The following is a 13,154-nucleotide window of genomic DNA, read 5'->3' as shown; positions in this document are numbered from 1 at the left end:
GGGCATCACCGCCGAGAACGTGGCCAAGGCCCACGCCATCACGCGCGACATGCAGGATGCGCTGGCGCTGGGCAGCCAGCAAAAGGCCAGCGCCGCACAAGACGCTGGCAAGTTCAAGGACGAGATCGTCGGCGTGAGCATTCCCCAGCGCAAGGGCGACCCGGTCGTCTTTGACACCGACGAGTTCATCAACAAGAAGACCAACGCCGAAGCACTGGCCGGTCTGCGCCCCGCGTTTGACAAGGCCGGCTCGGTGACCGCCGGCAACGCCTCGGGCCTGAACGACGGCGCCGCTGCCGTGATGGTGATGACCGCCAAGAAAGCCGCCGCGCTGGGCCTCAAGCCGCTGGCGCGCATCGCTGCTTTCGGCACCAGTGGCCTGGACCCGGCCACCATGGGCATGGGTCCGGTGCCCGCATCGCAGAAAGCTTTGTCCCGCGCCGGCTGGAAAGCGTCCGACGTGGACCTGTTCGAGCTCAACGAAGCCTTTGCCGCCCAGGCCTGTGCGGTCAACAAGGCGCTGGACATCGACCCCGCGCGCGTGAACGTGAACGGTGGCGCGATCGCCATCGGCCACCCCATCGGTGCGTCCGGTTGCCGCATTCTGGTGACGCTGCTGCACGAAATGATTCGCCGCGACGCCAAAAAGGGCGTGGCGGCCTTGTGTATCGGTGGCGGCATGGGGGTTTCCCTCGCGGTCGAACGCTGATTTGCCGGTAGATTCAAAAGCCTGTTGCAGGGCCGGGCGCGCCCTGCAACTCAACACACACAAACCAGAGGAGAACCCCCAATGAGTCAAAAAGTAGCGTACGTCACCGGTGGCATGGGTGGCATCGGAACGGCCATCTGCCAGCGCCTGCACAAAGAAGGCTTCAAGGTCATCGCCGGCTGCGGGCCCACGCGCGATTTCAAGAAGTGGCTGGACGAGCAGCAAGCCCTGGGATTCACGTTCCACGCCTCGGTGGGCAATGTGGGCGACTGGGCCTCCACCGTGGAAGCCTTCACCAAGACCAAGGCCGAGCACGGCACCATCGACGTGCTGGTGAACAACGCCGGCATCACGCGCGACCGCATGTTCTTGAAGATGTCGCGCGAAGACTGGGACGCGGTCATCGAGACCAACCTCAACTCCATGTTCAACGTGACCAAACAGGTCGTGGCCGACATGGTGGAAAAAGGCTGGGGCCGCATCATCAACATCTCGTCGGTCAACGGCGAGAAGGGCCAGGCCGGCCAGACCAACTACTCGGCCGCCAAGGCCGGCATGCACGGTTTTTCGATGGCCCTCGCCCAGGAGCTGGCCAACAAGGGCGTGACGGTCAACACCGTGAGCCCGGGCTACATCGGCACCGACATGGTCAAGGCCATCCGCCCTGACGTGCTCGAGAAGATCGTGGCCACCGTGCCCGTGAAGCGCCTGGGTGAACCCGGCGAGATCGCCTCCATCATCGCCTGGCTGGCCAGCGAAGACGGCGGTTACGCCACTGGCGCGGACTTCTCGGTCAACGGCGGCCTGCATATGGGCTGAGCCTGCCCAGCGCAGACAACCAACCCCGCTGCGGCGGGGTTTTTTGTGGGCGTTTTCGGGCGGTATTCAAGCGATCGTGACTCCGGCAGCGCGCTTATATTGACGTGATGTACAAGCCGCTTCCCCTGGAATCCCTGGCGCTCAACCAGCCGGTGCCCGTGAACATCTGGGACCCCAGGGGTGTGCTGCTGCTGCGCAAGGGCGAACCCATCACCTCCGAGCAGCACCGCGGCCACCTCATGCTGCACACGCCCATGGTGCTCGCAGCCGACTGGCAGGCCTGGGGCTACAGCTACACCGCCGCGCTTGATCGCATGGTGCGCGGCAACGAATCGCTCGGCAGCATCGCCGCGCTCGATGCCATGGTGCCGGTGCAAAACAAGCCGCAGCTTCGGGACGATCTCGCCGCCACCGAAGCGTGGCCCGACATTCACGCCGCGCTCACCACCTTGCTGCACCAAGGCACAGAGGCGGGCCAGTTCATGGAGCGGCTGGACCGCCTGACCGCTCGGAGTGAAAAACTCTGGCGCGAGCAACCCGACGACAGCCTGTTGGTGCTCGTGCAACTGCTGTTCGATGCGCGCATGCACTACAGCGCCACGCACGCGCTGCTCACCGCCGGCCTGTGCGCCCTGGTGGGGCCGTCGGCCGGCATGCAGCCGACCGAACAGCTCGCGCTCTCCCGCGCGGCCCTGACGATGAACATCGGCATGACCCGCGCGCACGACGACATGGCCCGCCAGGCGGGGCCGCTGTCGGAGCCGCAGCGCAAAACCGTGCGTGAACACCCGCAGCGCAGCGTCGAGGTGCTGCGCCAGCTCGGCGTGGCAGATGCCGCGTGGCTGCAATTGGTGGAAGACCACCACGAGCGCCCCGACGGCCAGGGTTACCCAGCCGGCAAAGCGGTCAACAGCACCGCCCACCACCTGCTGCAGATGGCCGATGTGTATGTGGCCTCCATCAGCCCGCGCAAGAGCCGCGGTGGCCTGCTCTCGCAACAGGTGGCGCGCGAGCTGTACCTGGGCACCGATCACAAGCCCGACCCCTTGGGCGCGCTTTTCATCAAGAACATCGGCTTCTACCCTCCGGGCAGCTATGTGCGCCTGGCCAGCGGCGAAGTGGCCGTGGTGGCGCGCCGCGGCGCCAAGGCCAACGCACCCGCAGTGCTCGCCATCGTCGGCCGCCAGGGCCTGCCACTGGGCGAACCCACCCTGCGCGACACCACCGACCCGACCTTCGAGGTGAAGGCGAGCCTGGCGCCCGGTGATGTGAAGGTGGTGGTCGGTGTGGCCAAGCTGCTGGCCCGGCTGTGAGGCGGGGGAGGGCGCGATGCCGCTTCGTGCTGTGGCTGATTGGATTCTGTTTGAGAAATAGCCCTTGAGGCTATTTTTTTCGCGGCCTGATGTGTCGTGGCTACAAAAGTGATTGAAATTTGTGATATTTTTCAACCATGGATAGAAATTCACGGCACCAAGTAATCAAGCGCGTGCAGGCGGACATTCCCCGCGGCGCCCCGTTTGATCTGGCGACCCTGGCGTCGCTCGGGGTGTCGCCTCAACTCGCTGCGCGCTACGCCGAGGGTGGCTGGCTCGTGCGTTTGGCGCAGGGTGTCTACGCCTTTCCCAACGACGATTTCGCGGTGCAGGGCGCATTGAAATTTTTGCAGCAGCGTGTGCCCGGCCTGCACCTCGGCGGTAAGAGTGCGTTGGCGTTGCAGGGCGTTCGGCACAACCTGGGAGGCCGCGAGATGTTGGTGCTGTGGGGCGATGCCCGCTTCGCGCTGCCGGCCTGGTTCACGTCGCGCTTCCCGGCGCGCTACGTGCACGCGAGCCTGTTCGATTGGCAAGGCACCGCGTTGGCCAGCACCACCTTGATCACGCCACCTGGAGCGCCCGATGGCCTGCGCGCGTCGGTTTCCGAGCGTGCCGTGCTGGAGCTGCTGTTTGAGGTGGGCACCCAACAGAGCCCTGAGGAGGCTCGCAACCTTTTCGATGGCCTGCGCTCGCCGCGCAAGGAACTGCTGGGCCAGTTGTTGTCCCGCTGCACCAGTGTGAAGACGGTGCGGCTGTTCCTCACCTGGGCGCGCGAGACCGGGGTGGTGGATGTTGATGACCTGCTGGCGCGCCACGCATTGCGCACTGGCAGCGACAGGCGCTGGATGAGCAGGCTCGCCGACGGCACCCTGTTGAGCTTGAAGCCCCATGGATAAAAGCTACGCCGATGCGGTCCGGCTGCTGCTGGCTGTGACGCCCGCGGTCTTTGCGAACGACATCTTCGCAATGAAGGGTGGTACGGCGATCAACCTGTTCGTGCAGGACATGCCCCGCCTCTCGGTGGACATTGATGTGGTGTTCCTCCCCTGGCAGATGCAGCGCGACGACGCGCTGACCGCGATCAACAACGAACTGGCCGCCATCGCGCAACGGGTTGCGCCGCTGGGTGTGCAGACGCGGTTGGTGCGCAGCAAGGATCTGGGCGATACCAAGCTGCTCGTCGAGAATGCCATCAGCCAGGTCAAGATTGAGGTGAATGTTGTGTTCCGCGGCACGGTGCTCCCGGTCGAGCGAAAGCCGCTGAGCGCAAAGACCCACGATCTTTTCGGTGTCGAGTTCGAGGCACCCATCCTCGCCCAAGACGAGCTGTATGCCGGAAAGCTGGTGGCAGCCCTGGACCGACAGCATCCGCGCGACCTGTTCGATGTGTGGCAGCTGTACGCGTCGGGAGGCCTCACCGAGGGCATGGCCGAGTGCTTCGTGCTGTACCTGGCCGGACACAACCGGCCACCACATGAAGTGCTGTTCGGCAACGACAAGGACATTGCCCTGGAGTACGAGAGCGCTTTCGTCGGCATGACCGAGGTGGACTGTACGCTGCAGACGCTGCTGGAGGCGCGCGCGCGGTTGCGTCAAGAACTGCCGCGGCGACTGACCTCGGACCACAGGCGGTTTCTGAGTGGACTGGTGCGCGCCGAGCCTGACTGGTCGCTCGTGCGCTGCGAGCACGCCGCCCAACTGCCCGCCTTGCGCTGGAAACTGGCCAATCTGGAAGCCTTCCGCCAGCGACGCCCCGCCGACTTCGCCGCACATGCCATGGCGTTGGACGCAGGCCTTGGTTTGCCGGTGCGTTCCGACGTCGGCCTGGATGCACGGGGATAATTGCCGGATGACTTTGCATTCCCACCGCCTCTCGGTCGCGCCCATGATGGACTGGACCGATCGGCATTGCCGCTACCTGCACCGTCTGCTCACCAAGCAGACCCTGCTCTACACCGAGATGGTGACCACCGGCGCGCTCGCGCATGGCAGCGTGCAGCGGCACCTGCGGTTCAACGCCGAGGAGCATCCCGTGGCCTTGCAGCTGGGTGGCAGCGATGCGGCCGAGCTGGCCATGGCCGCGAAGCTCGGCGAGCAGTGGGGCTATGACGAGATCAACCTCAACTGCGGCTGCCCGAGCGACCGGGTGCAGCGCGGTGCGTTTGGCGCCTGCCTCATGGCCGAGCCGCAGACGGTGGCCGATGGTGTGAAGGCCATGGTGGACGCTGTGTCGATCCCGGTCACGGTGAAACACCGCATCGGCATCGACCGGGTGGAGAGTTACGACTTCGTGCGCGACTTTGTGGGCACGGTGAGTGAAGCGGGGTGCAGCGTGTTCATGGTGCATGCGCGCAATGCCTGGCTGGACGGCCTGTCACCGAAGGAAAACCGCGAGGTGCCGCCGTTGCGATACGAGCTGGCTTACCGCCTCAAGCGCGACTTTCCCCAGCTCACCATCGGCATCAACGGCGGCATCACCACCAACGCGCAGATCGCCGAGCACCTGCAGCAGGTGGACGGCGTGATGGTGGGCCGCGAGGCGTACCACAACCCCTGGTTGCTGACCTCGTGGGACGAGACCTTCTTTGGCGCCGTGCCCAACACGATCACGCGCGAGGCGGTGGAAGAGCAGATGGTGAGCTACATGGAGCGCGCCTTCACTGAGGACGGCTGCCCCTGGTACGCGATTGCGCGCCACATGCTGGGCCTGCGCCACGGCCTGCGCGGGGCGAGGCGCTGGCGCCAGATCTGGAGCGACCACCGCTTGAAGCCCTTGCCGCCGCGCGAGGTGTGGGCCATGGCGCAGGAGAGCATCGCAGCCGAAAGCCAGCACGCACCCGCACCGGTGGCCTGACGCCAACCCCTTCAACAAGGCCCTCATGTCTGCACTGCCCCCCGCGTTGGACGCTGAACGCTTCGAGGTCGACACGCTGGCCGGCCGCGTGAGCGCCTACCGGGCCTGGCCGGCGTCGGGCGCGGCCAATCTGCCGCCGGTGCTGCTGGTGCACAGCGTTAACGCCTCGGGGTCGGCGGCGGAGGTGGCGCCGCTGTTCGAACACTGCCGCCGGCGCCGCGCCGTGTACGCGCTGGATCTGCCGGGCTTCGGCTTCTCCGAACGCAGCGACCGCGTCTACACACCGCGCCTGATGACCGACGCCATCCATGCGCTGCTCGCGCACATGCGCCAAGCCCACGGCGTGGACGCGATCGACGTGCTGGGTGTCTCGCTGGCCAGCGAGTTCGTGGTGCGCGCACAGCAGGAAGCGCCCGACACGGTGCGGCGCGTGGCCTTGGTGAGCCCCACCGGTTTCAGCGGGCCGAAGCGGCGCTACGGGCCGCCGGGCAGCACGCTGTACCAGGCGTGGTTGCACAAGGTGCTCTCAAAGCCGTTCTGGTCGGAAGGCATCTACCGCAACCTCACGCGTCCCAGCGTGATCCGCTATTTTCTGGAGCGCACCTGGGGCTCCAAGCGCATCGACGAAGCGCTGTGGCGCTATGACGTGATCACCACGCGCCAGCCCGGCGCGCGCTTTGCACCGCTGCACTTTGTGTCGGCCGGGATGTTCAGCCGCGACATCAACACCTTGTACGAAGCTGTGGCGTGCCCGGTGTGGGTGAGCATGGCCACGCGCGGTGATTTCACCGATTACCAGGGCAAGGTGACGGTGGAGCAGCGGCCCAACTGGCAGTTCCACGCCATCGACGGCGGCGCCTTGCCGTACTTCGAAGATCTGGCAGCGTTCACCGATAAGCTCGACCCGTTCTGGGGCTGAGCTTCAGGCGCGGAACACTCAGGCCGCGGCTTCCAGGCCGCTCTGAAAGTGCTCGCGCATGCGCTGCACCGCCAGCGCGGCGTTGCGCTGCGCCAAGGCGGCCACGATGGCGCGGTGCTCGGCCAACGACTCTTCGATGCGCCCGGTCTTGAGCAGCGAGTTGTGGCGGTTGAGCTTCATCACCTTGCGCAGATCGGCCACCATCTGCTCGCGCCAGCGGTTGCGCGCCAGCTCCAGCACGCGCATGTGGAACTGTTCGTTGAGTGCGAAGAAACGGTCGCGCTCGCCTACAGCGGCTTCCAGTGCGTCGTGCAGGGTCTGCAGTTCGGCCAGCTCGGCGTCGGTGGCGCGTTCGGCCACCACACCGGCCGCGTCGGATTCCAGCAGCGCGAGCAGGTGGTAGACGTCGGCCAGGTCTTTCTCGGACACTTCGGTCACGTAGGCGCCGCGCCGCACCTTCATCGTGACCAGGCCTTCGGCGGCGAGCACCTTGAGCGCCTCGCGCAGGGGCGTGCGGCTGATGCCGTATTCCTCGGCGAGCTTGAGTTCGTCGATCCAGCTGCCGGGCTCCAGCTCGCGCTGAAAGATGCGCTGGCGCAGCAGTTCGGCTACTTCTTCGTAGAGGGCGCGGGGTGCGAGGGACAGGGCTGACATGGGCGGGATTGTAAGTCGCAAGGAATATTCTGCATCAATAATTATGAATGATATAAAATCCCGGCCGATCCCGTGTCATTTCAACCATTGCCTGCCATGAGCTCCACCAAGCCCGACATAGCGCCCGCCCCAACGCCCGAGTTCCCACCCGTTCCCCTCGAAGCCTGGGCCAAGGCCGCGCGGAAGTCAGCGCCCGGTGGCGACCTCGGGGCACTGGACTGGGTCACGCCCGACGGCATCCGCGTCAAGCCGCTCTACACCGCCGAAGACACGGCGGGCCTGCCGCACACCAACACCTTGCCAGGTTTCGAGCCCTTCATCCGTGGCCCGCAGGCCACCATGTACGCGGTGCGCCCGTGGACGATCCGCCAGTACGCCGGCTTCTCCACCGCCGAAGAGAGCAACGCCTTCTACCGCAAGGCGCTGGCCGCTGGCGGGCAGGGCGTGAGTGTGGCGTTCGACCTGGCCACCCACCGCGGCTACGACAGCGACCACCCGCGCGTGACCGGCGACGTGGGCAAGGCCGGCGTGGCCATCGACAGCGTGGAGGACATGAAGGTGTTGTTCGACCAGATTCCGCTGGACAAGGTGAGCGTGTCCATGACCATGAACGGTGCGGTGCTGCCGGTGCTGGCCGGCTACGTGGTGGCGGCCGAAGAGCAGGGCGTGGCGCAGGACCAACTGAGCGGAACGATCCAGAACGACATCTTGAAGGAGTTCATGGTCCGCAACACCTACATCTACCCGCCCGAGCCGTCGATGAAGATCATCGGCGACATCATCGAATACACGGCCGGCCACATGCCCAAGTTCAACTCGATCTCGATTTCGGGCTATCACATGCAGGAGGCCGGTGCCAACCAGGCGCTGGAGCTGGCCTTCACGCTGGCCGACGGTCAGGAGTACGTGAAGACCGCGATTGCCAAGGGCATGGATGTGGACGGGTTTGCGGGCCGCCTGAGCTTCTTCTGGGCGATCGGCATGAACTTCTACCTGGAGATCGCCAAGATGCGCGCGGCCCGCCTGCTGTGGACGCGCATCATGAAAGGCTTCAACGCCAAGAACCCCAAGAGCCTGATGCTGCGCACACACTGCCAGACCTCGGGCTGGTCACTCACCGAACAGGACCCTTACAACAACGTGGTGCGCACCACGGTCGAAGCCATGGCGGCGGTGTTCGGCGGCACGCAGAGCCTGCACACCAACAGCTTCGACGAAGCCATCGCCCTGCCCACCGAGTTCAGCGCCCGCATCGCGCGCAACACGCAGCTGATCATCCAGGAAGAGACGCACATCACCAACGTGGTCGATCCCTGGGCCGGCAGCTACATGATGGAGAGCCTCACGCAGGACATGGCCGACAAGGCCTGGGCCATCATCGAAGAGGTGCAGGCCATGGGCGGCATGACCAAGGCCGTGGACAGCGGCTGGGCCAAGCTCAAGATCGAGGCCGCCGCCGCCGAGAAACAGGCGCGCATCGACTCCGGGCGCGACGTGATCGTCGGCGTCAACAAGTACAAGCTCAAGACCGAAGACGCGATCGAATCGCGCGACATCGACAACGTGGCGGTGCGCGACGGCCAGATCGAACGGCTCAAGAAGATCAAGGCCACGCGCGACAGCGCGAAGGTGCAGGCCGCGCTGGACGCGCTCACCGCTGCCGCCGACAGTGGTGAGGGCAACCTGCTCGATCTGACCATCCAGGCCATGCGCCTGCGCGCCACCGTGGGCGAGGTGAGCGACGCGCTGGAAAAGGTTTTCGGGCGCCACCGCGCCGATACGCAAAAGGTGACCGGTGTGTACGCCGCTGCCTACGATTCCGCCGAGGGCTGGGACGCCCTCAAGCTTGAGATCAACGCCTTCGCCGACGAACAGGGCCGCCGCCCGCGCGTGATGATCAGCAAGCTCGGCCAGGACGGTCACGACCGCGGCGCCAAGGTGGTGGCCACGGCGTTCGCCGACCTGGGCTTCGACGTGGACATGGGCCCGCTGTTCCAGACGCCTGAGGAGTGCGCGCGCCAGGCGATTGAAAACGACGTGCACGCGGTCGGTGTCTCGACGCTCGCCGCCGGTCACAAGACGCTGGTGCCGGCCATCATTGCCGAACTGAAGAAGCAGGGCGCCGACGACATCATCGTGTTCGTGGGCGGCGTGATTCCGCGCCAGGACTACGAGATGCTGTACGAGGCCGGTGTGAAGGGCATCTACGGCCCGGGCACGCCGATTCCGGCGAGCGCGAAGGACGTGCTGGAGCAGATCCGCAAGGCATTGGCTGGGAAGATGGCCTGAATGTGATACCGTAATACGGTCATTCAACAGGAGATCGTCATGACGCTGTCTGTCCGCATGGACCCCCTGCTCGAGAAGGAGCTGGAACTGGCCGCCCGCCGCCAAGGGGTGACCAAGTCCCAGTTCGTCGTGGACGCGGTCGAACGCGCGCTGGGCCGAAAAAATGCCTATCAAGTGTTGCTTCAAGCCAAGGCGCAGGTGGCGCAGGAGCCGCGCGCCGAAAAGTGGGCGAAAGCGTTCGCTGCCGAGCATGACCAACCGTACGAGACCGAGGCTTCGCGCGCCGCGTTGATCGCCAAGCTCCGAGCCAAACATGGCCTCGGCACTGATTGACGCCAGCGCCATGGTGGCGCTTTTTGGAGTTCGCGAAAAGGCGGCCACCCGCTACCTGGAGCTGCTCGAACTGGCTGCGCTGGAGCGCTGGTCGCTGTCGACGACCTGGCCGTGTGTTGTGGAGGCCAGCTACCTTGTGCCGCCTCCCAACCGGTTCGCCCTGTTGAGCTGGCTGGGCAACAACGGGATTTCTGTCTTTCCGTTCCAACAGGAGGTCCTGCTCGAACTCATACCGTTGATGCAGCGCTACACCGAGCAACCCCGGACCGAGATGGACCTCGCGGACGCCTCCCTCGTCTGGCTGGCCATGGAAACCGGCGTCACCACCATCATGACCACCGACGTGCGCGACTTCTCGCGCTACCGGTTGCCCGACGGGCGAGGCTTCGACATCCTGTGAGCAAAGAACCTTTGAGCACCGTGGTGACACTGCAAGCCCTTTTGCATGGCGAACCCATGGCCCAGCGCCGCACCATTGCCAAGGCCATCACCCTGCTCGAGTCCACCCGCGCCGACCACCGCGCGCAGGGTGACGAGCTGCTCACCGCCTTGTTGCCCCACACCGGTCAAGCGTTCCGCCTGGGCATCAGCGGTGTGCCGGGCGTGGGAAAAAGCACTTTCATCGAAGCGCTGGGGCTGTACCTGATCGACAAGGGCCATCGCGTCGCGGTGCTTACGGTCGACCCGTCCAGCACGGTCTCGGGCGGCTCTATCCTGGGCGACAAGACGCGCATGGAAAAACTCTCGGTGCACGAGCAGGCCTACATCCGCCCGAGCCCGAGCAGCGGCACGTTGGGCGGTGTGGCCGAAAAAACGCGCGAGGCCATGCTGGTCTGTGAGGCGGCGGGATACGACGTGGTGATCGTGGAGACCGTGGGCGTGGGCCAGAGCGAGACCGCGGTGAGCGGCATGACCGACATGTTCGTGCTGATGCAACTGCCCAACGCGGGCGACGACCTGCAGGCGATCAAGAAAGGCGTGATGGAGCTGGCCGATCTGGTGGTGATCAACAAGGCCGATCTCGACCCCGACGCTGCAACGCGAGCGCGCGCGCAGATCACGTCAAGTCTTCGCCTGCTCGGCCTGCAAGGCCATCCCGAACACGCGCACCACGACCAAGCCGTCTGGCACCCGCAGGTGATCCAGCTCAGCGCCTTGCTGGGCCGTGGCGTCGACGCTTTCTGGGCCGAGGTGTCGCGTTTTCGCGAACTGCAAACTGCCAACGGCCAGTTGAACATGCGCCGTCAACAGCAGGCGCGCGCCTGGATGTGGGAGCGCATCGACGCGGGACTCAAACAACACTTTCGCGCCCATCCCCAGGTGCGTGCCGCGCTGGAAGACACCACCCAACGTGTGCTGGCCGGCACCTTGCCCGCCAGCACCGCAGCGCGCCAGCTGCTCGATCTTTTTGACTGATTCCCAAGCTTTCCCTGGAGAACAACACCATGCAGGACATCCTTCAACAACTGGAAGAAAAACGCGCTGCCGCCCGCTTGGGCGGTGGTGAAAAACGCATTGCCGCGCAGCACGCCAAGGGCAAGCTGAGCGCGCGCGAGCGGCTGGAGGTGTTGCTGGACGAAGGCACCTTCGAAGAGTGGGACATGTTTGTCGAGCACCGCTGCACCGACTTCGGCATGCAGGACAACAAGATCCCGGGTGATGGTGTGGTCACCGGCTACGGCATGATCAACGGCCGCCTGGTGTTCGTGTTCAGCCAGGACTTCACGGTGTTTGGTGGCGCGCTCTCCGAAGCCCACGCCGAGAAGATCTGCAAGGTGATGGACCAGGCCATGAAGGTCGGCGCGCCGGTGATCGGCCTCAACGATTCGGGCGGTGCGCGCATTCAGGAGGGCGTGGCCTCGCTCGGCGGGTATGCCGACGTGTTCCAGCGCAACGTGATGGCCAGCGGCGTGGTGCCGCAGATCAGCATGATCCTGGGCCCCTCGGCCGGCGGCGCGGTGTACTCGCCCGCCATGACCGACTTCATCTTCATGGTCAAGGACAGCTCGTACATGTTCGTCACCGGCCCCGAGGTGGTGAAGACGGTGACGCACGAGGAAGTGACGGCCGAGGAACTGGGCGGCGCCACCACCCACACCACCAAGAGCGGTGTGGCCGATCTGGCCTTCGAGAACGATGTGGAAGCGCTGCTGATGCTGCGCAGGCTCTACAACTACCTGCCACTCAACAACCGCGAGAAAGCCCCCGTGCGACCCAGCGGCGACCCGATCGACCGCATGGACATCAGCCTGGACACGCTGGTGCCCGAGAACCCGAACAAGCCCTACGACATGAAGGAGCTGATCGTCAAAACGGTGGATGACGGCGACTTCTTTGAACTGCAACCTGAATACGCCAAAAACATCCTGATCGGCTTTGCGCGCATGGATGGCCAGACGGTGGGCATCGTGGCCAACCAGCCGCTGGTGCTGGCCGGTTGCCTGGACATCAAGAGCTCGATCAAGGCCGCGCGCTTTGTGCGTTTCTGCGATGCGTTCAACATCCCGGTGATCACGTTTGTGGACGTGCCCGGTTTCATGCCCGGCACCTCGCAGGAGTACGGCGGCATCATCAAACACGGCGCCAAGCTGCTCTACGCCTACGCCGAGGGCACCGTGCCCAAGATCACCGTGATCACGCGCAAGGCCTATGGCGGCGCGTACGACGTGATGAGCTCCAAGCACCTGCGCGGCGACGTGAACTTTGCCTGGCCCAACGCCGAGATCGCGGTCATGGGCGCCAAGGGCGCGGTGGAGATCATCTTCCGCGAGGAGAAGAAGGACCCGGCCAAGCTGGCCTTGCGCGAGGCCGAGTACAAGGCCCGCTTCGCCAACCCGTTCGTGGCGGGTGCGCGCGGCTTCATCGACGACGTGATCCTGCCGCACGAGACGCGCAAGCGCATCTGCCGCTCGCTGGTGATGCTGAAAGACAAGAAGCTGGAGAACCCGTGGCGCAAGCACGGGAACATCCCGCTGTGAGCTGGGTGGAGCCAGCGGTGACTTGCTATCGCGCGGGACCGGGGGGTCGGTATTCCCCCGTTTTGAACCCAACCTCCTTCGCAGCCAAGGGTGCGGTGTGCCTGCCGCAGCGAAGTCAAGGAGGAGCCCGCAGGGCGGGGGACATGAGCGGAGGCAGGTCACCGTGCCCTTGGCTGGCAGAGCGATGCATCACGACAGAAACAACCTGTTTGTCCTCGTTTAGGAAACCAAAATGTTCACCAAGATCCTGATTGCCAACCGTGGCGAAATTGCCTGCCGCGTGATC

The 13,154-nt window shown here is 65.1% G+C and carries 13 protein-coding genes; 12 read left to right on the top strand and 1 reads right to left on the bottom strand.

Annotated elements, in window-relative coordinates; genetic code table 11:
- From ACN4F8_RS10240 to ACN4F8_RS10210, 7 genes are all read left to right on the top strand, one after another.
- The coding region (locus tag ACN4F8_RS10240) for an acetyl-CoA C-acyltransferase (protein ID WP_419473495.1) at positions 1–709 on the top strand (709 nt) is incomplete at its 5' end.
- 81 nt (positions 710–790) lie between these two features.
- Positions 791–1,528: an acetoacetyl-CoA reductase gene (phbB, locus tag ACN4F8_RS10235; protein WP_419473494.1), complete on the top strand. Its 738-nt coding sequence runs from the start codon at positions 791–793 to the stop codon at positions 1,526–1,528.
- Between the two features lie 107 nt (positions 1,529–1,635).
- Positions 1,636–2,841, top strand: a complete 1,206-nt coding sequence (locus ACN4F8_RS10230; protein WP_419473493.1) for an HD-GYP domain-containing protein — start codon at positions 1,636–1,638, stop codon at positions 2,839–2,841.
- A 137-nt stretch (positions 2,842–2,978) separates the two neighbouring features.
- Positions 2,979–3,737, top strand: coding sequence for a type IV toxin-antitoxin system AbiEi family antitoxin domain-containing protein (locus tag ACN4F8_RS10225; RefSeq protein WP_419473492.1), 759 nt, complete (start codon positions 2,979–2,981; stop codon positions 3,735–3,737).
- On the top strand, positions 3,730–4,683 hold the full coding sequence (locus ACN4F8_RS10220; protein WP_419473491.1) for a nucleotidyl transferase AbiEii/AbiGii toxin family protein: 954 nt from the start codon (positions 3,730–3,732) through the stop codon (positions 4,681–4,683). The genes ACN4F8_RS10225 and ACN4F8_RS10220 overlap by 8 nt, the downstream gene beginning before the upstream one ends.
- A 7-nt stretch (positions 4,684–4,690) precedes the next feature.
- On the top strand, positions 4,691–5,695 hold the full coding sequence (gene dusA, locus ACN4F8_RS10215) for a tRNA dihydrouridine(20/20a) synthase DusA (protein ID WP_419473490.1): 1,005 nt from the start codon (positions 4,691–4,693) through the stop codon (positions 5,693–5,695).
- A gap of 25 nt (positions 5,696–5,720) precedes the next feature.
- Entirely contained in the window at positions 5,721–6,614 is an 894-nt protein-coding gene (locus ACN4F8_RS10210) for an alpha/beta fold hydrolase (RefSeq protein WP_419473489.1), read from the top strand.
- Between the two features lie 18 nt (positions 6,615–6,632).
- Here ACN4F8_RS10210 and ACN4F8_RS10205 read toward each other — a convergent pair whose 3' ends face one another.
- A complete protein-coding gene (locus tag ACN4F8_RS10205) occupies positions 6,633–7,268 on the bottom strand; it encodes a GntR family transcriptional regulator (RefSeq protein WP_419473488.1) in 636 nt (211 codons plus the stop codon).
- Between the two features lie 96 nt (positions 7,269–7,364).
- On the opposite strand from ACN4F8_RS10205, the gene scpA reads away from it, so the two are divergent.
- From scpA to ACN4F8_RS10180, 5 genes are read left to right on the top strand one after another with little or no spacing between them, the layout of a single operon-like run.
- Entirely contained in the window at positions 7,365–9,557 is a 2,193-nt protein-coding gene (scpA, locus tag ACN4F8_RS10200; RefSeq protein WP_419473487.1) for a methylmalonyl-CoA mutase, read from the top strand.
- Between the two features lie 39 nt (positions 9,558–9,596).
- Positions 9,597–9,890, top strand: a complete 294-nt coding sequence (locus tag ACN4F8_RS10195; RefSeq protein WP_419473486.1) for a toxin-antitoxin system HicB family antitoxin — start codon at positions 9,597–9,599, stop codon at positions 9,888–9,890.
- Positions 9,871–10,290, top strand: coding sequence for a PIN domain-containing protein (locus tag ACN4F8_RS10190; protein WP_419473485.1), 420 nt, complete (start codon positions 9,871–9,873; stop codon positions 10,288–10,290). Before ACN4F8_RS10195 ends, ACN4F8_RS10190 begins: the two co-directional genes overlap by 20 nt.
- Positions 10,291–10,313: 23 nt before the next feature.
- A complete protein-coding gene (gene meaB, locus ACN4F8_RS10185; protein ID WP_419473484.1) occupies positions 10,314–11,306 on the top strand; it encodes a methylmalonyl Co-A mutase-associated GTPase MeaB in 993 nt (330 codons plus the stop codon).
- Positions 11,307–11,335: 29 nt separating this feature from the next.
- Positions 11,336–12,868, top strand: coding sequence for an acyl-CoA carboxylase subunit beta (locus ACN4F8_RS10180; RefSeq protein ID WP_419473483.1), 1,533 nt, complete (start codon positions 11,336–11,338; stop codon positions 12,866–12,868).
- The last annotated feature ends 286 nt before the right edge of the window (positions 12,869–13,154 follow it).

The sequence above is a fragment of the Hydrogenophaga sp. genome, from assembly GCF_048549895.1.
Classification (GTDB): Bacteria; Pseudomonadota; Gammaproteobacteria; order Burkholderiales; family Burkholderiaceae_C; genus Hydrogenophaga.
Note: the sequence above shows the minus strand (reverse complement) of the source record. Positions and strands in the feature narration are given on the sequence as shown.